A 21,899-nucleotide genomic window follows, 5' to 3' on the forward strand; every position below is an offset into this window, starting at 1 on the left:
GGAGTAAAGATACTAACGGATGTCGGCCGGACTCGTCAACTCACGGGCCACGAGAAAGTCAGGAAGTCATTGAAAGGAATGCTGAATCAGCTATCGGCTTGGGAAGCCGTGCCTCTTGCGATGCCAGTCGAGATAGGTGTATTCTGGCCAATACTTCGGATCGCTGGGCAAAAAAATCCTTCGCCCCTCGAAATCCGCGAGGCGTTGTCCCGGCGCCCCATCTTCGATGAATTTTTCTCTGTTTAGAAGTACTCGGTAATCATCGTTCAATGACCAAAGACCGCGATCAAACTGCCAGTGGGCATTCTTCGAGAGCGCTAACCCATTGCGAGGGTCATTGCTACGGGAATCACTGAATGCATGAATATGTGCCGCATCTACAATGCTCTGCATTTCTAAGGTTGTTAACCGATAACCCGTAAGAGCGCAGGTGTGTTTGTAGGCGAGAACGACTACCTCAATGCGAAAGCGAGCATCTCGCCCCATTTGAATGCTCGCTCTGTAAAGTTCTTCGTATTCCCTGACTTCAGGCACCGTCGGTTTGATTTTAAGCATGCTGAAGAGTGCCGCTCTTTCTTCAGGAAGAAAATAGGGTTCCGTTTCAATTAGTATTCTCCGTGCCCGATCACGAAATTTATTATCAGCAAGACAGTCGAAGAAACTTGGGTCAATCATGATCATTGTGGTCAGTTTCTTATCTGGTGAAAGTTTGCCGTCTGCCGTCAAAGGTTGCCACATTCCAGATGAACCAAGGTGGTGGAACGGTAATCTCACTTCCGGAGCCTGCTTGCGACGTTTGGCTACAACTGACCAAAACGCGCTGAACCTGAATGCAAGATCAGGAGAAAGCGTAACTTCGCGGCTCGTAATCTCACCCTTTTCTACCATTTCCATGATGACAAGCAAGAGAAGTGGTTTATGAGGTGCTGGACCGTGTGAACGGTCAATCCGTAACGTTGCGAGTTTTTGTAACCAATATTGTTGATTTTCAATCATCGCGTTAATTGACGGTAGGAGTTTTATTCTGAAGGGCACTACAATAAAGATCATCTTTGAGTATATTAAGAAGGTCGTCAGGCAAGCCGTGGGCGCGGTGGCTTTCGCTATATTCCTCCACTTTGTTGAGCATGCGGCGCAATGTGTTTGCACGGATGCTAAGTTCCTGGGCAACTTCTTCTTCCATTTCACGAAGGCGGTTCAATTCGTTGAGATCGTTGTTCATGATGACACCCCTCTGTTTATTGATGATCCGGGAGACACCCCAACCGTCGTCGGGGTTTCGTGCCGATTTCCATAACTGTTGGATTAAAAGGAGCTCTTCGGACGTAATAAGCATCATGCTGGTTTCTTCTTGTAACTTGAGCAGGCGTTTCAGGAGTTCGCGGCGACCTTTGATGAGAAGTGGTCCCGGACCTTCGTTGCCATTCATACGGCGGTTGTCTCGCCAGCCGTTGTCCGGGTTACGGAATTCCAGGAGCGTTTCACGGAACTCGATAAGATGTTCCATCCGTTCATCACCGGCGGCAAGCAGGCCTTCGCCAGCCTTGTCCCGCTCGACGACGGTGCAGGTCCAACAGCCGAAGCGGGAGTTGCCGCAGGCTGGGGTGCTGGTGTCAATCTGAATGGGGCATTCGCCATTGGAGGCATTCGCGTAAAGCTTATAGAGAACGCGATTGTCGCTACCCCAGGGGTTGGGTTTTTGCAGTAAGTATGCCCATACCTCCTCAGTAGTGAGGAATTCAATAGGGTTGGACACCCAGACGCGCGGCAGGTCGGGGTGACGAAGCAAACTATTGCGTGACTCGCGGCCTGCCATGGTTTGTGCCCGCGTGGAACTCTCTGCCCGACGTGCCCCCAGGTGCAAGATCGCCTCGCCCCAATGGCCGATCCGCTGATTCACAAAAACGGTCACGGGGTCAATCTTCAGGCGTTGCGTGCACCAGCGGAAGGTGCGGTTGGGAGGAGGATAGCCCCGTCCGATGATGTTCACCCAAAACGACTGCTCGGGCGGTGGCTTGAGTAGCTTCACTTCGATGTTTAGTCCATTCTGTTGGGAGAATTTATTCATCCGTGACAACGTGCCTTCAACTATTTCGGTAATAGCGGGGATTTCTACACGCGTATCCGTGCAGAGGACAGCTATAGGCTTTTTCCGTTGCGAGGGAGGGACTGTCAAGACAGAGTCAAAAATCAGTGATGCAAGCATTGTACTATCCTTGCCGCCACTGAACCCTACTAGCCACGGGCGTTCATCCGCTTCATAGAGCTGAGCAAGAGAAACTATAATATCTCTGTAAGAATTATCTGCCATGCGAACCAAGCTCTGATGGATATCTATGCAGTTAAGGCGCCTTTTGGCCCAAGATGAGTTGTTCCGTATTTTCTTTACTTCCGGCGAAGTCACATGTCAAGAAGAATGGATAGTTATCTGTATGGAAAATAAATTGACTGACTCACCCATCTTTCGGTTTACGTTCAAATTTCATTCAGCAAGTTCCGTCTCTTCATGGTCAACTGGAATCGTTAGCGGTTTTGAAACTTATCGGATTTTTGAGTCGAGTATGCCGGTTTCTCCCGATATACAGGGTGATGTTTGTTTTCTCCGTTCACCACCTGGTTTCTCGGCGGTACCACATTATCTCAACCATGTGTCTTTTGGCCACCAGCCCCTCACAGAACTGGTACTTCATATCACACTTATCGAGGGAATAACATACTTGATTACCGATTGCAGTCATGCATCTTTATCGAGATTGGCTTGTTGTGTAGTACAGAAAGAAGTGCGCAATTATGAAATATTAAGAAAAGTTCTTCCTGGTTGTTACATCTTTCTACCCGTTATCAATGAACTGATCCCGTTATCGGAACTGGCGACATGTATTTGCTATTTTCAATCGCGTTCTATACGCGGACTTTTATGATTACAAGAAGTTATTAATACACCATTCGTTATGACGTTACTGGAAATTTTAAGAGAATATGCATTTACTTAAAATTATTCTTGCTGTAATTCTCTTCTTCTAAACAAAAACCTGTACTTTCATACATTCGATATCTTTCCTTTTTTAAAGATCATCGAACCAATGCTCAAACTGTGAAGGAATTTAAGAGGCGGTAAAGGCTCTGATGGGCACGCGGTGAGTGTGAAAGGAGGAGTTTTATGAAGAGGAGACATAATTCCTGCTTCATGGGCGCTATCTTTATGCTGATTTCAGTATTGCTTCAAGGAAAGTTTCTTTCATGCCGGATTTCAGTTCTTCCTGGGTATAGCCCAGAGCTTCAATAGGTTCAAAAACCCTGCCTGCCGCGATACCCAGAAGTTCGAGGCGTTCTCTCAGGTTCATATTTCTGAAATCATCGGCTATTACGATGACGTCGATATCGCTGTCTTCTCTGGGGTTGCCGCCGGCATAAGAACCGAACAGAATAATTTTTTGAGGTCTAACCCCCAGCTTTTCGATTTCCTGATGATACTTTTTGATTATTTCTTGAATTTCTCGTTCTGTTTTAACCATGCAATTACATCCTTTGTCTGTTCGAGATAAGAGGCCACGATATCAGCAGGATATACTTCAACAAGCTTTGTGAAATCTTCCGGGTATCGGGTAATAATGCTGGCGTTGTTTATCTTGGACACGAATTCGAGGTGTTTTTGGGAAAAATTGATTTCTGCAAGCTTAGTTAAATAGAGGAGGTTATGGGTTTTTGGCGATGGTGAATTCGTTGTTTCCACCGCAATAGCTTTTAACATCTTTTCGAGCGCCAGATGGCACATGAAAACCACATAAATATATCTGCCGGATTTCAGCATATGCTCTGCGGTGGCGAGGTCGTATTCGGCAGAAATCATGAAATTTCCCGCATCTTTTCTCATAGTGAAATCATATTATAAAGCATTTAGTATGTAAAGATAAAAACCGGGATCGATTTACCTCAAATTATTACTCTGGCAAGTAAACATGTCAAAGTATGTCGTGCCGCTGGCCTTTTCCAGGGCGCGTCTCCAAAACGCCTTTGGGGTGGGCATCCCTTTTCTGAAGAGACTCCGAAGCAAGCTTCGAGGAATACGAGCGCTGCGGATTCAACGCCCGGGACTCCCTTACGGACATTCTCGCAGATTCTCTTTGAAAATTCCGGTCATTTCGGGTAGGTATTACCCAGGTTCGTAAAAAATCTAACATGAACGCTATAATGTTTTTTTGGACTTTGCCATTTTCATAAGGAGGAAACTGTGGCGGAAAAATTCGTCAGCGAAAGGAATCTCAGATTCTTGCTCTATGAGGTCTTTGATGCATCATCCCTTGTCAAATACCCTCGCTATGCCGACCATAGCCGGGAGGTCTTCGATATGCTTCTTGAGACGGCCCTGAAATTGGGGAAGGATCTCTTCAAACCTGTTTTCCGGGAAATGGACAAGAACCAGCCGGAATTTGTCGACGGCCGGGTTAAGGTTCATCCGAAGGTAAAAGAGATCATGAGGATTTGCGGTGAAGGCGGCTGGATATCCGCCACGGCTCCCGCAGATCGGGGTGGGCAGCAACTCCCCTCCCTGGTAGGTTTTATCCCCATGTTCATCTACTCTGCGGCGAATTACGCAGCCAGCGTCTATCCCTACCTCACCGCCGGCGCCGCCCACCTCATTTATTCCTTTGGCACGGAAGACCTGATCAATACCTATATCCCCAGGATGTACGCAGGCCAGTGGCAGGGGACGATGGCCCTCACGGAGCCGCAGGCGGGAAGTTCCTTATCCGACATCACAACTATTGCTGAACCCGGCGACCATGGGTATTATCAAATACGGGGGCAGAAGATCTTTATCTCCACAGGAGACCATGATGGTGCGGAAAACATCGTGCATCTTCTCCTGGCACGGATTGCGGGCGAGCCTGCCGGTGTGAAAGGCATCTCCCTCTTTGTCGTCCCTAAAATGCGGCATGATGGAAAGGGCGGACTCGTCTTTAACGATGTCACGGTAACGGGCATCTACCATAAAATGGGTTACCGCGGGGCACCCATCACCCACTTGAGTTTCGGCGATAACAATGATTGCAGGGGGTATCTCGTCGGACAGCCTAACCGGGGACTCTCCCACATGTTTCAGTTGATGAACGAAGCCCGGATTGCCGTGGGAATTGCGGCTGCAGGCATTGCCTCCGCCGCATATTATGCAGCACTGGAGTATGCGCGTGAAAGGCCCCAGGGCCGGCCGCTGACAGCCAGGGATCCTTTGTCTCCTCAGGTTCCTATTATCGAGCATCCTGACGTGAAGCGGATGCTTCTCTTCCAGCGCGCTGTCGTTGAGGGTTCTCTTTCGCTCCTCATGCAGTGCGGCAAATATGTTGATCTGGAGAAGGTTCTCGAAGGGGATGAAAAAGAGAAATACACTCTTCTCCTGGAGATCCTCACGCCGGTAGCCAAAACCTATCCTGCGGAGATGGGGATTCTTGCCGTAAGCCAGGCACTGCAGTGTCTCGGAGGTTACGGCTACTGCGATGAATTTCCCCTGGAACAACTCTATCGCGACGCGCGAATCCATCCCATCCATGAAGGAACCACAGGAATGCAGGGGCTCGACCTCCTGGGCCGCAAGGTTACGATGAAGAATGGAAAGGCAGCCATGCTCCTCTTTGAGGAGATGGAAGGAACTATCGCCTTTGCCAAAGATGATCCGGAGCTGATGCCTTACGCCCGGGAACTTGAAGACGCCGCGGGTAAACTCCGGAAGGTAACAGCGCATCTGATCGACTTTGCCATGCAAGGCAAGGTGGATCTCTTCCTGGCAGACGCCACGCTTTATTTGGAATTCTTCGGTATCATAACCATAGGCTGGCAGTGGCTCCTCCAAGCCATAGCCGTGCAGAAGGCCCTGCGGGAAAATCCTGCCGGAGCGGATATGAATTTCTATCAGGGAAAGCTTTATACCTTCCGGTATTTTTTCCAATACGAACTTCCCAAAATCGAGGGCTTGGCCAAAAGCTTGCTGGCTGGCAACCGGCTGACCGTGGAGATAAAAAAAGATTTCTTTTAAAAAATATACCCTTCTTTCTACTCGTTATTCCTCACCTGATATTAGATATTTCCTAATAATATTTATTAATCTTTTAATATTGTTTTTGTTGTTTTCTTCCCCTATAAAATAAGAAAAAGTAGGAATTCCTAAAAGTGACTTGCTGGTGGGGAGAAGTACATAAATCAAAACACAGGTTTTAATTATGAAGTCTTGTCCTTTAGGAAGAAGTGGCTCTATAGCCGGTTTGTTGTATAGAAAGTTGATGATAGTTTCGTGTTTCTTAAAGGCCGCGGAAGGACATCCATGGCCTTTTTTGATTTTCTCTTAACGAACATCGGATTAAGGAAGGATGAGGTAAAGGTATAAGCAAACTGGGAGACACCACCACGTTGGCCAATCTTTCTGTCTTCAATTATATCGTGATGAACAGAGTGATATAAAAAGATGCCGCAAGGTGTGGCGTATGAAGGCAGGGGATTGAGAAAATATTTTAAGGTGACGCACATGAATTTACTTGAATATCGAAAATCAAATTTTATTTCTGTTAAACAAGCTTCGGAAGAACTTGGCATTTCCCGCCAGCATATTTACGACATCGAGAAAGGGAAATCCTTTCCGAGCAGAAAATTATCTATAAAAATTTGTAAATGGTCTGACAGTTTGGTAAACCAGGTAGAACTTTTATTTCCTGATCTGACCAAATCGGTAAGTGATTCTCTCGTTAAAGTCGAAAAGTGGAAAGGAAATGAAAGCCGAAGCAAAAAGCGTAAAACGCAAGGTACGCAAACCATAGGGAATGATACATATATAGAAATGCTCTGCAGCGATAAGGAACGCAGCTCAACCTAGGATTTCGGTTTTTTTGCAAATTCGTCAGCAATGATCTGCCTCCATTACTTATACTTCATTAAGACTTAGAGTTATGTCATTTTGCAACAGCCTCCTAATACTACTTCCCAGCTTTTCCCCACCATACTAGGTTTTTCCTCGTATTTACCTCTATATAATCTGGTATTGCATTCCTATTAAACGTAATCTATCAAGATGCAGGCATTTGTTTAATTTCGTACATTGCCAAAGCTCTCATATTTACTCTAACAATTTAGAAAATAACAACATTTCGTATCAAAAGCATGTGAAGATTACGGCCAGATGCGGCAACGCACTATCGCCGCTTTACCCTGATGATAGTATCAATTGTGTCGAAATAGAGACAAGCAACCCTTTGTCGACAAACACGAACATAATCAAATATCAACTTTACACAATTCATAAAGAGAAAAGGAACACTCATAGATATATGGATTTGATGTCTGTATCCATACTTTGCCATTTAATGAAGCTAATGGTCGGGATATGCAGACACAGTGTTGAAATACAGTGGCAGTGCCGGGAATTCAGGCATCTAAGGAAGAAAACAAGCCTCACATAAAGGAGGGAAATCAAATGTTTGGACTGGAGATGCTCGATGTACTTATCGGTCTAGTAACAGTATATCTGGCATTCGGCATGGCATGTACCGCTATTGTTGAAGCAATCTCTGCCTGGCTTAATGTACGCAGTAAAAATCTCGAGGCGGCACTGAACGAGGTCTTTGCTGGAATATACAAGCCGGATGAGACTTTCGTTAAGGCATTTTACAAACATCCGCTTATACAGGCGCTAAGCAAAGGTACAGACTGCCGGCCTTCTTACATCCCGCCAGAAATTGTCGGACAGGTTGTGGAATCGTTGGTCACTGCCAATGTCGCCGTGAAATCGTTCACAGAGGCAGTAAATTCGCTACCTGGTACGCCGGAAACAAACCGCATCAAGGGTGTACTAACCACGTTTGTGACGCAGACCAAGGAAGACACGACCGCGTTCCGCAAAGCAGTCGAGACGCATTTCGACGCTGCGATGGATCGTTCATCCGGCTGGTTCAAACGCTACACGCAGAACGTGGCGATTATTGTATCGGTAGTTCTTGTAATCGGAGCTAACGTGGACACTGTCAATCTCACAGTCTCACTCGCCTCAAGTCCCACAGTGCGGCTGAAGATGGTCGAAATTGCTGAACAGCGACTGAAAGAAGCAAAAAACACCGAGGATGAGGCAAAGGCGGCCAAGCAGGAAAGCGAATATGAGAAGGCGAAAAATCAGTCCGAGGCGGCACAGAAGGTTCTTGATCGGGCAGTATCCGATATGGAGACCGCCGGACTTCAATTCGGGTGGAAAGACTACCCGAAGACCTTCAGCGAAATCCTCTTGAAGGTAGTTGGGTTGCTCGTTAGCATCCTTGCAGTCTCGCTGGGTGCGCCGTTCTGGTTCGATGTACTTCAGAAGTTCATGCAGGTTCGTGCAGCGGGTGCATCGCCCGGCGAACCGAAGAAAAAGAAAAATTAGAAGATTGTGCTTGTATTGTCAGAAGGAATCACACTCGCCATGGCCGAGCAAGTGATAAACGCGGTGATAAACGCAATTCGTGCAGCAGTTAACACAATCATAGGCTGGGTAATCCTTTAAGATGATTTACAGGGTGAGTTTCTACCTACATCTTCTAAATTATGTTGCCGAAATAACCAAAATAAATGATCTGCCCTGAGAGGGAGAGAAAGGTGGTTGAATGGAAAACGAACCTTCACAGCAGCAAGATACCTCAAAAAAAGAGCCTCAAATTACCCCAAGCCCTGACGGGAAAGGATACGTAAGTTTGACAGACTTTTTTTCAATTGTTGTAAAAATTATCAGTGTGCTCGTGGGATTTGCCTCTCTATTTATCTTGTTCGGCTACACGATTATTCTCAGTTTTATAGATAAGGTTAAACTCTACGGCATAACAACATTTCCCCAGGAGTTTTATAAAGAGGCGGCAATTAAGTTCTTCGTCAATATGCTGGAAATTTACGGCGAACATCTATGGTTCTTTACAGGGATGATAATCTTATTTATTCTGTCCGTAGCTGTGACATGTTTTTATACCGATAAAATTAATCAAAAATTCAAAAATGTCAGTAGTTTTTTTGGCGCTCTTTTCATTATGGCTGTTATCATGTTAACATTAAATTTAGACAAATTCCCCGATAAGCTAATAGGAATGGAAGATCCTGATCATATGTTTCTCTTCATGTTTTCCCTGCCCGCTTGTTTCGGTATCTTGTTTTATCTCGCACTAAATTTTCGCAGTTTTATGGTGCGTTCTTACGGTTATTACTATCTCATGGTGCTGATGTTTGTCGGATTGTTTTTGTCAATACCCATTGCATACGGTAAATCTATCTTTGATGTCGAAGTATTTTCTATTAAAGGAATTGATTATGCCGAATCCACAAAGATCGAGTCATTGATAAATCTGAAAAAGCAGATCGATTCGGAACAGCCGACGACATTATTTTTTCTCATGGGTCATACGACGGATAAGGAGATATTCTTTGACTGTGAAGGTGCTAAACCACCGGCTAAAATGATTATCATGGAAAGAAGTCTCATAAAATTTATTAAAGTTTTAAAAACTGACACCAGAAGTCTAAGAGAGATACTTGGTGAATCCCGTGATCTAAAACTTACTCCCATTACTAGTGATGTTACGGTTGAGGATAAATTGCCGGATTTTATCAACACGAAAATTAATAAGGCATTACAGAGAGGTGTTAAATGAAATTAAGAAAGCTGATCGGATTACTATCGATTATATTCTTCGTCATAAATCCTGTCTTGGCGTTGTGTGTTGAAAGTGAAAACACGTCCATTGCCACGCTGCGACCGGGCAAGGGTATTGGAAATATAAATATCGGCGACAAGCTGGAAGATGTCGTGAAAAAGATGGGTAAGAAACCTTCGGAAGGGAAGACCGTTACTGCGGGAAATGAGGTGCAGTATTGGTTGATTTACAAACCGCAGGGGCTCGCTTTTGTCTTTGACAGGAATTCAGCATTGGTCAGTATCATCGTTACCAATCCTGTGATGCGCATTCCAACCAGCAACATAAGGATAAACAGTTCTTCGAAAGAACTCAATAGTGCTTATGGAGATGGGCGTTCTGCTGTGATCAATGACAATTATGAACAGAGGATCTACGACAAAAAAGGAATGAACTTCATGATAAACAAAGGTTCTGGGAAGGTCGAAACCATAACGATCATGCCGAAGACTGACAAGTGAAATCATTGAAAGCAGGCATAAGAATTATGATCAACAATGCGTATAATTCCAGAGAGGTAATTCTCTAATTTTCACTCCAGCGTATCGCGGTTTGCCGGCCAATACGTGAGCTTTGAAAGTGTCCAGGGGTTAGCTATTAATAAGGGACGCATATTTCGATGAACAACCATATTTCATAAGGAGGTAACTATGCTAGTCTTTGCAAGCGATATTCATCTAACCGACGGCTCATCGGGGACAACAATCGACCCGAGGGCATTTGAAAGGTTTGGCCGATCTTTGGAGGATATTATCAGAGACCCACAAACGTCGAAGATCCTGGACGTGGAGATAGTCCTCCTTGGGGACATCTTCGACGTGATCCGCTCTGATTTCTGGCTACGGCCGGAGAATAACAAATCTCAACCGATACGCCCCTGGTCACCTGCAACGGATACTGACAGCTCGGGATGGAATCTTGAGGCTTATACAAAAGCCATCGTCCAAAAGATTATCACCCGACAGGATAACATCGACGCCATGAAGTACCTTGCAGAATTTCGGAGCCGCATGAAGAGCAAAGGTGTAAGCGTCGAGATATCATACATGATCGGTAATCATGATTGGCTCATTAACAGGTATCCCTCCACCAGGAAGGATATGGCAACATTTCTCGGCATGCAAAACAATGCCTTCTATTTAAAGAATCCTTTTCCCTATTCTCGTAGTTTCAATGACTACGGCGTCCTGGCGCGTCATGGGGATTATTACGATAGCTTTAACTTTGAAGGAGACAGAGATGCTTCATCATTGGGAGACGCTATTGTTATTGACCTCTTGAATCGCTTCCCCGAAGCTGTGATGCAGGATGTGCTTTTGGGCCCCATTAAGCCTCTGGTGAACCGCGTCAAAGAGATCGATAATGTCAGGCCCCTTCTCGATATTCCGGGCTGGATACAGGGCCTCTGCAATGAATACGATGGTGTCGAAGAGAGGCTTCATGAAATATGGAACAGATCGGTTGATGAATTCTTTGACATAGATTTTGTAAAGAACCATGGCCGAATCGGGCCGGACTTTCTGGATTTACTGAAAATGGCCATGCGCCTCTCCTCTACCTTCTCGTTCGGCAAACTTAAGGAGATCCTTGGAAGTTGGGCGGTACGTCATTTCTATAGCAAAGCAGACGATTACAAGCGGTATGCATATAACGAGGCGGCGCTTAAGAGCAACAGTGTCAAATATGTTGTATATGGCCACACCCACCGGGCAGAACAGGTGCCCCTTGATACTGTCCCGCTCCCCGGCAATGTCTTTATGGAAAAGGTTTATTTCAACACGGGTACCTGGCGCAAGGTATTCGAAGCCACCGCCTTTGATGAAGAAAAATGCGAGTTCATAGGATGGCATGTAATGACTTTTGTTCTCTTCTATCTGGAAAGCGAGAAAGAAAAGGACCGCAATTATGAGGTCTGGTCAGGCTCCTTAGGTTATGGCAGGGGATAGACACAGTGGTTTGTCTGACCCAATCCAGCCAACAAATTGCGAAGACACCATACTCAATTGTCACCTCCACATTGGAGTGATTTAGGATGGAATTAAGCAAGATGTCCCCCAAATTGTCGTACGGTAGTTAACACAGCCATAGGCTGGGCAATACTTTGAGGTGATTTGCAGAATAAATGTCCGTCTAAGCTATCACAAACGAACACAAAGACAAAAAGTATGCCCTATAGCTTGGCTTAAATTGCTAAAAGAATCTCTTAGAAATTAAGGTTGGCTCCCATTTTCTTTATAACTATTTCCTATAGGTAACGAATTGGAGGTATTATCATGCAGCTGACATCAACCCCCAAATCGATCATTGAAAGAGTGATCAACTGCTTTGAAACCGGGAAGCCCGAAGGCGATTATGGCAGTATCTCCATCTATGCGGACGGGCCCCATGACATCAGGCAGATAACCTACGGCCGTTCCCAAACGACCGAATATGGAAAGCTGCGACAGCTTGTGCAAATGTATGTCGATGCTCATGGAACATATAGAAACTCCCTCCAACCGTACGCTGATAAGGTAGGCAGTGAGGCGCTGGTTGACGATTCGACTTTCAAGAATCTTCTGCGCCGCGCCGGCCGCGAAGATGCCCTAATGCGCCGGATTCAAGACCAATTCTTCGATGAAGTCTACTTCGCTCCTGCCATGAAATGGGCAGATGATCATGAGTTCACTTTTCCCCTCTCAGCACTGGTTATTTATGACTCGTTTATCCATAGCGGTTCGATCTTGTGGATTATTCGCCAGAAGTTCCGGGAAAATCCGCCCGATCTTGGAGGAGAGGAAAAAGAATGGATAGAGGCTTACGTTCATGCCCGCCATGAATGGTTGAGCCAGCACAGACGACCTGCGGTTCGCGCATCGGCATATCGAACCCATGATCTGGCCGTAGAAGTGAATCGTGGCAACTGGGATCTGGCACAGCTACCCATCATGGCAAATGGAAGTGCTGTATATCCAAAATGATGCCCATAGTCCGCACATTTTTTCAGACAGCCCTTAAATGCCAAATATTCTTCTTGCCTTTTTTAGCTTTTGTTATCAGAATAACGCGGCCTTAAAGGCAAAGAACTGCATCAGGTGGAGCAAAAAGGAGTTTTAATATGATCAAGCATATCGTTTTCATGAAATTCAAGGCAGGTGTCACCGACAAAGATATCGCGGTTATAGAAAAGGGTCTGGCGGGGCTTCCCGGAAGAATTCCGGAAATCAAAGAGTATCAATTCGGCCGTGATATCGTACGTTCCGAAAGGTCTTGCGATTTCGCCCTGGTTTCCGCCTTCGATGATATGGAGGCACTGAAACGTTATCAGGTGCATCCGGACCATCTGCCTGTCGTTGCAAAGGTGAAGGAGTTTTCTGAAAGTATTCTGGCGGTGGATTTTACATTTTAATCTCTTAGGCTTGCCCCGATGCTTGCCTCGTTATAGTCATTACTACGAAAATACCCCCTCCCTTTCATCCCTCCCACCAGGGGAGGGAAAAGAGAGTTCCTCTCCCATCAAGTGAGAGGGTAAATGGAATGGGTTACTTTCGTTAGAATGACAGACGGAAGCGAAATCTGACTTTTTACGAGGTTGTTACTTTTGGGTGTGGGAAGGGCGGGGGTGTCAGGTGTGACACCATTGCGGGGAATTTCTGCCCCATGTAACGTTCAAACCGCTGGCTTGCTTCGATGAGCATATCAAGGTCGATTCCCGTTTTCACGCCTGTCTCATGGAGCATATTGACGGTATCTTCCGTGGCTATGTTTCCTCTGGCACCGACAATGAAAGGGCATCCCCCCAGTCCTCCGAGAGACGAATCGAAGATGGAAACCCCCTCGTTGAGGGCCGCCCATACATTAGCGAGTCCCAGGCCGCGCGTATTGTGAAGATGGAGGGAAATCGGCACCGCCCCCACGATGTCCTGTACGCGCTTCACGAGCTTTTTCACCTGCCCGGGATTGGCCATACCGGACGTATCGGCAAGACATATTTCGTCCGGTTCTTTTTTTATGAAATCTTTCACCAGTTTGATTACCTTACCTGCGGGAACTCTTCCCTCGTAGGCACAGCCGAAGGCATTCATCACTCCTGCCCTGACTTCCATTCCAGCACCGCGTGCCGTATCGATCAGCCGCCTTGCTTCCCTCATCGCCCCGGCAACGGACATGTTGCTGTTTTTCTTGCTGTGCGTTTCGCTTGCCGATACATAAATTCCCACGTGCGGCACACCGCATCGCACCGCGCGCTCCAGTCCTTTCTCACTTAAAACCAGAGCAGCATACACAACTCCTTTTCTGCGCCCGATCATGCCCCAGAGTATTTCCGCATCGGCCATCTGCGGAACCAGACGGGGATTGACGAAGGATGACACCTCAATGCGACGGATTCCGCAAGCGATCAATTCATTGATGAGCTTTACTTTCTGTTCGGTGGATACAAGTTTCTTTTCATTCTGGATGCCGTCCCTCAGAACGACTTCATGAATGTCAATTTTTTGTGGCAGGCTGCTTTGCATGATTCCATTATACCAAAAAAAAACAGGGGAAGAAAGGTTTCTCCCCCTGTTTCAAACCTCATTAATCTAATTCTTCCAGGCCATAGGCCCCCATTTTTCTGGCAGAATGGCTTGTGGAGGCCATTCGGGAGGCGCCAGCGCGCCCGGTTTTTCACCTTGTTTTGCGATGAGTTTGCTAAGACCGGGACGGGCGTGTTCTGGATGCCCTTCTTTCAATGTCCGGCCGTTAATGACGGCCTCGGAACGAAGCCTCCGTCCGATCGTCTTTTCCATCTTCCTTCCGAGCGAGAGGACACGATCCACATCGTACCCGTGCTCGATACCGAGTTCGTCAATCATCACCAGGAGGTCCTCCATGGTAATGAGACCAACATACCTGGGATCGTAATAGTATTCGCCCGTTCCTCTTACAGGACAGTCATCGAGGAAATTGGCCGGCTGTCCGCCCAGACCGCCCAGGGTTCCCTCGAAGCGGCAGATGCCCGCCTGGAGAGCCGCCAGGATCGAGGCGGAAGCGACACGCTTCGTCTCATGGAGATGACAGAGATGAGCCTCAGGATTCGGCATGGCGTCGAGCACCATGGAGAAATAACGGTAGACCTGGGCCGCTGACGCTGAGCCGTCGTGGTCGGCATGCTCGATGTCATGGGCGCCGATAGAGAAAAAGCGTTTTGTGAATTCTACGGCATCCTTGAGCTCCGTGGCGCCGGTAATGGGGCTCCCCCAGATGGTGCTCACGGTGCCGCACATCTTCATGCCGACGTCGGCGGCCTTCTTGATGCAGCGCTCCGCCTCTTTCCAGTACTGGGTCAGCGTCGTGCCGGAGTTGGCAAAATGGTGCTCCGGATCGGTGGAGACCATCATCAGGACGCGGTCCGGGCCGATGCCTCGTTTCCTGAGCTCAATCGCCACATCAACTGCGGGTTCGCGGATCGTTACGGCAGTCATGACAAGCTCATCGTATTTGACCCCCGCCCTTTCGCAGCGTTTCTTGAACGCATCGCTTCTGAGAGCGGTAAGCACCTGTTCCGCATCCTTGAATTGCGGAATCCCTGCCGGGTTTCCCAGGTTGGTAACCTCGATCTCCTTTGCCCCCGCCAGGATCATCTCCTGCGCGTAAAAAATCTTGGCGTTTGTGGATATAAATTTTTCTTCGTGCTGGAAACCATCACGCACGGTTATGTCACCGATGGTTACTTTCTTTGGCATTCTGGGAAAGATTTTCCAATAATCGTACTCCGTCATAAAAAACATGACCTCCTCAAATTTTAATTTTCATTCGAGACAGGCGGGACGCCTGTCCTACAGCTCTGTAGGTTGGGCGTCTCGCCTGACGCTACTTATATTCAACGCCTCTCCAAATGAAAGTGCGTTATTCTCCCTTGAATACGGGCTTACGTTTCTCAACAAAGGCCGCGAGCGCCTCCAGGCGGTCCTTCGTCGGGATGATGACCTCGTAGGCCTTGGACTCAAGCGGCAGCGCCACCCCGAGACTTGCCTCGGAGCCGGCATTAATAGCGAACTTAGCCTGGGCCACGGCGATGGGACCATTCTTGGCGATCTCCCTCGCCAGTTCCAGTGCGGCCTCCATCAGCTTGTCCGGTTCTACGACGTTGCTGACAAGACCGATACTCAGGGCCGTTTCGGCATTTATTCTTCTTGCCGTGAAGATCAGCTCCTTCGCCTTTGCCACTCCGACGATCCTTGGCAGTCGCTGCGTTCCGCCGGCGCCGGGAATAATTGCCAGGCTCGTTTCGGTGAGACCCATCACGACGTTGGATGAGCAGATACGAATGTCAGAGGCCAGAGCAAGCTCCATACCACCGCCAAAGGCAAAGCCGTTGACGGCTGCGATAACAGGGACACGAACCTGTTCTACGGCTGTGAAAGTGCTGCGGATCGTGAAGATGAAACGGCGGACCTGGTCTTCTGACAGTGTCCTTCTTTCCTTCAGGTCTGCACCTGTCGAAAATGACCACTTCTTGGGATCGTCGCCGGCTTTGGCGCCGGTGATGATGATGCAGCGGAGACTCATATCAAAATTAGCTTCCTGGATGGTCTCGGCCAGCATAGCCAGAAGATCAAAGTTGAAGCAGTTCATAGCATCCGGGCGATTCAGCGTGAGAATCATGATGCCCTCTTCCGTTCTTTCTTTCAACAGTATATCTGCCATAGGGATACTCCTTCTTATTTCAAACTTAAAAAAACAGGACTAAAACTTCAGGTCGCCCCAATCGGTCTTCTGTATGGGCGCCCGGTAGCAAAGCTCCAATGACCTTGCCAGTTTTTCACGTGCCTCGCTGAAAGCGATGACACCGTCATGGAACAGGAGCGACCCGGTCAGAAATGGGTGCCCTTCTGCATCGTAACGTTCTATCATCATCTGGCGGAATTTTGCCATTTCTTCCTCATTTACCGTTCCACCTTTGTCGACTATGTTCTTCCTGCGGACACTCTCCACGATGAAGCCCGCCGTCCTGCCGGACATAACGGTCGTGCGGCCCCTCATATTGGTATAGCAGAATACCGGTCTGAAAGCCCTTCCGCACATACCATAGTTGGCCGCCCCGTGGTCGGGACCAATGACGTACTGGATTTTCGGAACGTTCAGCACGCTGCACGTACGGACCATGTCGGACCCGTATTTTCCGATTCCGCCCCATTCTTCGGCTTTGCCGACCATGTAGCCCGGAGATCCCTGGAGAAAAATAACCGGAAGCCTTGAGTTTCCGCAACGGATCATCCATTCCGTTGCCTTTCTTGCCGCTTCAATATAGATGACGCCGCTTGCGCTTGATGCGATGACCCCCACCGGCATACCCTTCATCCACATCTTGCCGGCAACGACAGTTTCACCACGGTTGAGGCCGTATGTCGGCTTGTATTCATGGAAATAGCTGTCATCAGCAAGACATCTGAGGGTATCCTTGATTTGAATCGCATTGTAGGTGTTGGTGGGGGTGCAGCGCATCATTTCCTTGTAATCAAATTTTGGCTCAACGGGTTTTCTGCGTTCGCAGTAAAGCGTCTGGGATGGTTCAAACTCAATGATATCACGCAGCTTTTTTATCCCTTCTTCCTGGGATCTCACGAAATGGTCGCAACCGCCGGAGTGCTGGGTATGGACGTAGGCGCCTCCCAGATCTTCCATGGAAACCGTCTCACCGATGGCCGATTTTACCATAGGAGGACCTGCCAGGAAGGCGAATGCAAGCTTCTCTATCATAATGGATTCTGAAGCGAGATAAACGATATAGGCGCCGCCTGCTGTGTTACCGCCGGTGGAGAGGGTATATTGTTTTATTCCCATGGCGGACATGCGGCACATATTATAAAACATACTGCCAAAGTGACCATCGTCAGCAAAGCAACCCAACTGCAGCGGAAGGTTGATACCACCGGAGTCGGCGAGGTATATGCAGGGTAATTGGAGGCGCTCGGCAATCGCCTGGGCCCTCATATGCTTCTTCAGAGTGATGGGGAAATAGGTTCCTGCTGCATAGCGGTTCTCATTGGCGAAGATCATACAATCTTTTCCGTGAACAACACCGACACCGGTAACCATCCCGCCGCCGGGAATGTGCCCTCTTTTCTCCGATTCGTAGACATCCCCGCCGTAAAGCTTTATCTTCCCTATATCGTAGCCTGCATCCAGTCCAATCTCAAAGAACTCTGTGCCCGGGTCAATCAACATCTTAATGAGTTCACGCATCGGTTTCTTGCCCTGCTTGGCAAGGCGTTTGATCTGCTCCTCGCCGCCGATGTTGTACGCTTCTTCACGGTGTTTCATGAGGATGGCATCCTGCTCTTCCCAATGTCTCAAGTTGCCGTCATCCCCTGCCAAATTTTCCTTTTTTTCTTCCGCCATAATAATTCTCCTCACCCTTCCCAGGATCGCTATTTTTAACCCCGATTGATCTTAGCTCCTCAAATATTTACCTGCCGATGACGTAGCGATACGGGTCTATCTGCTCCCTCAGGATGGATAATTCATCCTTTGTTGGAGGTGTGTTTTCCACGATCTTCTTTGCCTTCAGAAGTTCAAACCCGCAATTATCCTGAACATCCTTTTCGGAATAACCGGGGTTGACCGCGATAATCCGCATCCTCTTCGATTCCGGTTCAAAGTCCATCACTGCCATATTGGTAATGATCTTGTAAGGACCGGTTCCCAGCGGAAGACCTGATTTCGCCCTCGAATCACCGCCTGTCAGCCAGCCTGGCGTTGTAATAAATTGACATTTCTCAGCAAATCTTTTGGCATCCTGAGGTGTCATGACGAGCATTCTCCAACAAAATGAAGCAAGGTCATTGGCACCGCCACTCCCCGGGAATCGAACCTTCGGTTTCTGATGGTCAGGACCAATTCTCGTGGAATTCAAATTTCCGTACATATCGATCTGGGCACCACCGAGGAAGGTGTAATCGATCATTCCGCGACAGCACGTTTCCATAATTTCACACATGCCGCTCGCCATCAAGGCCTTCCAAGTCGTTCTGGAATCTCCCACGGATATGGGCATTTCAGGGATCAAGGGCGCCGCCCCGCCAGCCTCAAAAAGGATTACCAGGTTTGGTGAGTGGGTCTTCTGCGCAAGCATTGCTGCCGCATTGGGAGCTCCAGTTCCAACTACAATAGAAGCCCCGTCTTCTAACTCTCTTGCAGCGGTGCATATCATCAGTTCCATAGTATTATAATCAGCCATACCGTATACTCTCCTCCTTTCTAATCTCTCGCTTTGAGAAACATGAATTCTTTTTCCCTGAGCTTCAACAGTTTGTGCATTCCGCCGTTCTTCTCGATATATTCAAAGTGATCCTTGCAGCTGTAAATATTCTTTTCGAGGAATTTTTTGAACTCGACCGGATCCTCTTCCACCTTCAGCCATTCTCTTATGTGTTCCTCATCGGAGAAATATTCCGCATACATATTTCCGGGATAACTGCCGTAAGGGACCGCACATACGGCATCAACACACCAGTAAGGAATAACCGTATAGCTCGGATCTCTGCGGATCTCCTCATCGGAAATCAGCCTTTCACAGGTAATGATCAAACGTTTAGAAGCCCTTGCAACATCGAAATCGGAAACGGTGATGCCCCTCACACGGCAATTGCCGTAGATATCCGACTCATGGACATGAATAGCTGACACATCGGGATAAAGGGCAGGCATGGCCGCATACTTTGTTCCCGTGAAAGGGCATTGAATAATTTTTGCACCGCTGTATTTGAACGTATCGGTTCCCATGATATTTCTGGATGGATAGAAAGAAACCCCTGCTGCTGCAGCCTTGAAGCGAACGGCCAGCGAGTAGTTGGTCCATTCACTCACTTCGACCTTGCCGCTCTCCATGTAGCGCCTCGCATTGGGTGACAAACCGCGAGCCTCCAAACCGACAATGTAGGCTACATCGCATTTGTTGAACACCTCGCCTGCGCAGAGTATCTGGAAATCATGGGTGGACGTATGACCTGCAAAACCCATATTTTTCCTTCCCTGTCTCACGATTTCATGCGCAACCGCTGCCGGTATCCTGTTCGCTCCGAAGCCGCCGAGTGTTAGATAATCGCCATCATGAACAAACTTCTCCACGGCCTCTTTGACGGACATCAACTTGGATTCCAGTTTGCGGCTCTTCTTGCGAAAGAATTCGCGCGCCTTATCCGGATCGGGGTCTGTAAATATTTTGCCAATTCCTTGATCAATCACTTCCACTGGATTCTACCTCCTTTTCGTTATTCTTAGTTCCCGCCCCACTGAGAAACCAGCGAGGATCGCTTTACCCTTCACCCAATTTCGTAATAAGCCTTCATGAGGTTGACACCTCAATTATAAACTCCACTCTCATTTTAGTTCTTTTTGCAACTTGCAAGTAACTACTGAGAATTCTTAATTCATGCGTATTGTATGGAAAAAATCAAGAAAGGCAATATTAAAAGGTTTCTAAGAAATATTAGGGAAAAACTAATATAGGACAAGGGATATCGAGTAAAAACAAAGACTATGCTTTTTGCAAGGTTTCTTCTTTTTACCCTCCCATGCCTGATATTAGTTTTTTATTAATATTATTTATTAACCTTTTAATATTGCCTTTCCTCTTTTTTTTCCATACAACACTAATGACTGAAGAGGTAAATGAACCTCTGATGATCTATGGGCATCGGATGCTTTATTACTTATACTTGTGCAATCAAACATGATATGCAGTATGCCACAGTATCGGTGATAGACGGAAAACTGAGAGTTTCTCAAAAGGTTCACATTGGTAACAAAAAGAAGAAAACCTGTTTCTTCATTATTATCAAATCCTTAACACCCACAACGTTTTAATTATGAACAGACGTCCCATGAGCCTTGCCATTTCCAGAACAGACCGGCGACACATCTTCGACCGCTCCAAAAAATCTTATATGCTTCGAGATTTATTCCTTCGTACAGATTTATGCGGACCATTAATGTTGCAAAAATCAAGATAGCGCTCAAGAGTGGCTGAATTAATTCAGCTGGATGGTATAAAACTAAATTACCTTTGAAGGAGGGAAGCAAGATGACGACACCTATTCAACAGAAGATTCGTGACAAAAAGAGAACACCCCAGCAGATTCTGGATATGGTCAAAATGCAGGAATTTCACTGCATCCATGAGTATTTCTTCTTCCCCTGGAACCGTAAGGCCAGAGATGCCAATAATGTGAGCGACTGGGCACACTGGGGATGGTCCATGGGAATGTGGTTCTGCCATTATCGCTTCGCCAATGCGGTAAAGGAAAACCGAGGGTTTGACTGGTGGTGGAATGCGGCATCGCCCTTCGATGAGCACGGCTTTGCCAACTTTTCTTATGGTACCAACAACGCCAATATCTTCAGTCAGTGCGCAAAGAAGAAAGTCATTGAAGTTCGTTCAGACTATCCATGGGCCGAGGGCGGTCGTTTTAACACCATTAATATTGATGACGTCGACTACTGGGTCGAGGTGGATTGTGAGAAGTACAAATGGCCCCAGATCAATGAAAAGGCCATCAAGGCAAAACCCGAGGAAGAGGCCATTGCCAAACATGTTATGACCATAATGCGGGACAGGGACATCATCCAGTTGGGGATCGGATCACTTCCCTCCGCCTGTGTCGGCGCCATGGCCGATGCCGGATTCAAGGATCTCGGTATCCACACGGAGATGCTCAATGCCGGTCTCATCAAGCTGATCGAATCGGGTCAGGTGACCAACGCGTATAAAACTCTCCCTGCCGACCGCGGCAAGAGCGTCTATACCTTTGCCTTCCCCGTGGATGTAAAGTGGTACTATGACACCATCCATCGGAACCAGAACCTGGCGGTCTATGATATCAGTTACACCAATAACCTGCATAATCTGACAAGGCTCGACAACATGATCGCCATTGATAACTGCGTGGCTGTTGACCTTCTCGGCCAGCAGTGCTCCTGTTTCTATGAAAAACGACCGATATCGAGCTCCGGAGGCTACTTCCATTTTGTATCCTTCTGCGCCCAGTCGAAAGGCGGACGCGGTGTCGCCTCCATGACGGCGAGGAGCAAGCACGGTACATCGAGGATAGTTCCCTTCCTGCCTGAAGGATCATCGGTGGATGTTCCGGCTCAGTTAACGAATTATGTTTGCACAGAGTATGGTATCGTAAACTTGAGAGGGTTGAGCGGTTATGAAAGGTCAGCAGCGCTGATCTCCATCGC

At 47.5% G+C, this 21,899-nt stretch carries 19 protein-coding genes; 9 read left to right on the forward strand and 10 right to left on the reverse strand.

Annotated elements, in window-relative coordinates:
- Window positions 1-90 precede the first annotated feature (90 nt).
- The 4 genes from NTW12_13265 to NTW12_13280 all read right to left on the reverse strand — a co-directional run bounded on the left by NTW12_13265 (window position 91) and on the right by NTW12_13280 (window position 3,874).
- On the reverse strand, window positions 91-894 hold the full coding sequence (locus tag NTW12_13265) for an HNH endonuclease (protein ID MCX5847305.1): 804 nt from the start codon (window positions 892-894) through the stop codon (window positions 91-93).
- Window positions 895-1,000: 106 nt separating this feature from the next.
- Window positions 1,001-2,311, reverse strand: a complete 1,311-nt coding sequence (gene dndC / locus NTW12_13270; protein ID MCX5847306.1) for a DNA phosphorothioation system sulfurtransferase DndC — start codon at window positions 2,309-2,311, stop codon at window positions 1,001-1,003.
- 889 nt (window positions 2,312-3,200) lie between these two features.
- On the reverse strand, window positions 3,201-3,515 hold the full coding sequence (locus tag NTW12_13275) for a nucleotidyltransferase domain-containing protein (GenBank protein ID MCX5847307.1): 315 nt from the start codon (window positions 3,513-3,515) through the stop codon (window positions 3,201-3,203).
- Window positions 3,482-3,874: a HEPN domain-containing protein gene (locus NTW12_13280; GenBank protein ID MCX5847308.1), complete on the reverse strand. Its 393-nt coding sequence runs from the start codon at window positions 3,872-3,874 to the stop codon at window positions 3,482-3,484. The genes NTW12_13275 and NTW12_13280 overlap by 34 nt, the downstream gene beginning before the upstream one ends.
- A 357-nt stretch (window positions 3,875-4,231) precedes the next feature.
- Between NTW12_13280 and NTW12_13285 the strand changes: the two genes are divergently transcribed.
- The 8 genes from NTW12_13285 to NTW12_13320 all read left to right on the forward strand — a co-directional run bounded on the left by NTW12_13285 (window position 4,232) and on the right by NTW12_13320 (window position 13,080).
- On the forward strand, window positions 4,232-6,031 hold the full coding sequence (locus NTW12_13285) for an acyl-CoA dehydrogenase (protein ID MCX5847309.1): 1,800 nt from the start codon (window positions 4,232-4,234) through the stop codon (window positions 6,029-6,031).
- Window positions 6,032-6,457: 426 nt separating this feature from the next.
- The gene (locus tag NTW12_13290; GenBank protein ID MCX5847310.1) at window positions 6,458-6,862 is read left to right on the forward strand and encodes a helix-turn-helix transcriptional regulator; all 405 of its coding nucleotides are present in this window, start codon (window positions 6,458-6,460) and stop codon (window positions 6,860-6,862) included.
- 597 nt (window positions 6,863-7,459) lie between these two features.
- Entirely contained in the window at window positions 7,460-8,398 is a 939-nt protein-coding gene (locus tag NTW12_13295; protein MCX5847311.1) for a hypothetical protein, read from the forward strand.
- A gap of 220 nt (window positions 8,399-8,618) precedes the next feature.
- Window positions 8,619-9,650, forward strand: coding sequence for a hypothetical protein (locus tag NTW12_13300; GenBank protein ID MCX5847312.1), 1,032 nt, complete (start codon window positions 8,619-8,621; stop codon window positions 9,648-9,650).
- Window positions 9,647-10,153 (forward strand): DUF4309 domain-containing protein, encoded by a 507-nt coding sequence (locus NTW12_13305; GenBank protein MCX5847313.1) that lies wholly within the window; start codon window positions 9,647-9,649, stop codon window positions 10,151-10,153. The genes NTW12_13300 and NTW12_13305 overlap by 4 nt, the downstream gene beginning before the upstream one ends.
- 189 nt (window positions 10,154-10,342) lie before the next feature.
- On the forward strand, window positions 10,343-11,638 hold the full coding sequence (locus tag NTW12_13310) for a metallophosphoesterase (GenBank protein ID MCX5847314.1): 1,296 nt from the start codon (window positions 10,343-10,345) through the stop codon (window positions 11,636-11,638).
- A gap of 327 nt (window positions 11,639-11,965) precedes the next feature.
- Complete coding sequence (locus tag NTW12_13315) at window positions 11,966-12,652, forward strand: chitosanase (protein ID MCX5847315.1); 687 nt, start codon at window positions 11,966-11,968, stop codon at window positions 12,650-12,652.
- 137 nt (window positions 12,653-12,789) lie between these two features.
- Window positions 12,790-13,080 (forward strand): Dabb family protein, encoded by a 291-nt coding sequence (locus tag NTW12_13320; GenBank protein MCX5847316.1) that lies wholly within the window; start codon window positions 12,790-12,792, stop codon window positions 13,078-13,080.
- Window positions 13,081-13,255: 175 nt separating this feature from the next.
- On the opposite strand, the gene NTW12_13325 is transcribed toward NTW12_13320, so the two are convergent.
- The 6 genes from NTW12_13325 to NTW12_13350 all read right to left on the reverse strand — a co-directional run bounded on the left by NTW12_13325 (window position 13,256) and on the right by NTW12_13350 (window position 19,907).
- A complete protein-coding gene (locus NTW12_13325) occupies window positions 13,256-14,188 on the reverse strand; it encodes a hydroxymethylglutaryl-CoA lyase (GenBank protein ID MCX5847317.1) in 933 nt (310 codons plus the stop codon).
- 66 nt (window positions 14,189-14,254) lie between these two features.
- Window positions 14,255-15,433, reverse strand: coding sequence for a pyruvate carboxyltransferase (locus NTW12_13330; protein ID MCX5847318.1), 1,179 nt, complete (start codon window positions 15,431-15,433; stop codon window positions 14,255-14,257).
- A 127-nt stretch (window positions 15,434-15,560) separates the two neighbouring features.
- Window positions 15,561-16,361 carry an enoyl-CoA hydratase-related protein gene (locus NTW12_13335; GenBank protein ID MCX5847319.1) on the reverse strand — a complete coding sequence of 267 codons (801 nt, stop codon included), beginning with the start codon at window positions 16,359-16,361 and terminating at the stop codon, window positions 15,561-15,563.
- 39 nt (window positions 16,362-16,400) lie between these two features.
- Window positions 16,401-18,056, reverse strand: a complete 1,656-nt coding sequence (locus tag NTW12_13340) for a propionyl-CoA carboxylase (GenBank protein MCX5847320.1) — start codon at window positions 18,054-18,056, stop codon at window positions 16,401-16,403.
- A 67-nt stretch (window positions 18,057-18,123) separates the two neighbouring features.
- Window positions 18,124-18,894, reverse strand: coding sequence for a 3-oxoacid CoA-transferase (locus NTW12_13345; protein MCX5847321.1), 771 nt, complete (start codon window positions 18,892-18,894; stop codon window positions 18,124-18,126).
- 20 nt (window positions 18,895-18,914) lie between these two features.
- The gene (locus NTW12_13350; GenBank protein ID MCX5847322.1) at window positions 18,915-19,907 is read right to left on the reverse strand and encodes a CoA transferase subunit A; all 993 of its coding nucleotides are present in this window, start codon (window positions 19,905-19,907) and stop codon (window positions 18,915-18,917) included.
- Between the two features lie 832 nt (window positions 19,908-20,739).
- On the opposite strand from NTW12_13350, the gene NTW12_13355 reads away from it, so the two are divergent.
- Window positions 20,740-21,899, forward strand: a 1,160-nt coding sequence (locus tag NTW12_13355; protein MCX5847323.1) for a hypothetical protein, incomplete at its 3' end; no start/stop codon positions are given.

It is taken from the genome of Deltaproteobacteria bacterium, assembly GCA_026388545.1.
In the GTDB taxonomy this organism is placed as follows: Bacteria; Desulfobacterota; Syntrophia; order Syntrophales; family UBA2185; genus JAPLJS01.

What these genes read in the sequence shown, in the direction of transcription:
- NTW12_13265 (MCX5847305.1), bottom strand. Translation starts at nt 894, where the DNA reads ATGGAAATGGTAGAAAAGGGTGAGATTACGAGCCGCGAAGTTACGCTT.
- dndC (MCX5847306.1), bottom strand. Translation starts at nt 2,311, where the DNA reads ATGGCAGATAATTCTTACAGAGATATTATAGTTTCTCTTGCTCAGCTC.
- NTW12_13275 (MCX5847307.1), bottom strand. Translation starts at nt 3,515, where the DNA reads ATGGTTAAAACAGAACGAGAAATTCAAGAAATAATCAAAAAGTATCAT.
- NTW12_13280 (MCX5847308.1), bottom strand. Translation starts at nt 3,874, where the DNA reads ATGAGAAAAGATGCGGGAAATTTCATGATTTCTGCCGAATACGACCTC.
- NTW12_13290 (MCX5847310.1), top strand. Translation starts at nt 6,458, where the DNA reads ATGCCGCAAGGTGTGGCGTATGAAGGCAGGGGATTGAGAAAATATTTT.
- NTW12_13295 (MCX5847311.1), top strand. Translation starts at nt 7,460, where the DNA reads ATGTTTGGACTGGAGATGCTCGATGTACTTATCGGTCTAGTAACAGTA.
- NTW12_13300 (MCX5847312.1), top strand. Translation starts at nt 8,619, where the DNA reads ATGGAAAACGAACCTTCACAGCAGCAAGATACCTCAAAAAAAGAGCCT.
- NTW12_13305 (MCX5847313.1), top strand. Translation starts at nt 9,647, where the DNA reads ATGAAATTAAGAAAGCTGATCGGATTACTATCGATTATATTCTTCGTC.
- NTW12_13310 (MCX5847314.1), top strand. Translation starts at nt 10,343, where the DNA reads ATGCTAGTCTTTGCAAGCGATATTCATCTAACCGACGGCTCATCGGGG.
- NTW12_13315 (MCX5847315.1), top strand. Translation starts at nt 11,966, where the DNA reads ATGCAGCTGACATCAACCCCCAAATCGATCATTGAAAGAGTGATCAAC.
- NTW12_13320 (MCX5847316.1), top strand. Translation starts at nt 12,790, where the DNA reads ATGATCAAGCATATCGTTTTCATGAAATTCAAGGCAGGTGTCACCGAC.
- NTW12_13325 (MCX5847317.1), bottom strand. Translation starts at nt 14,188, where the DNA reads ATGCAAAGCAGCCTGCCACAAAAAATTGACATTCATGAAGTCGTTCTG.
- NTW12_13330 (MCX5847318.1), bottom strand. Translation starts at nt 15,433, where the DNA reads ATGACGGAGTACGATTATTGGAAAATCTTTCCCAGAATGCCAAAGAAA.
- NTW12_13335 (MCX5847319.1), bottom strand. Translation starts at nt 16,361, where the DNA reads ATGGCAGATATACTGTTGAAAGAAAGAACGGAAGAGGGCATCATGATT.
- NTW12_13340 (MCX5847320.1), bottom strand. Translation starts at nt 18,056, where the DNA reads ATGGCGGAAGAAAAAAAGGAAAATTTGGCAGGGGATGACGGCAACTTG.
- NTW12_13345 (MCX5847321.1), bottom strand. Translation starts at nt 18,894, where the DNA reads ATGGCTGATTATAATACTATGGAACTGATGATATGCACCGCTGCAAGA.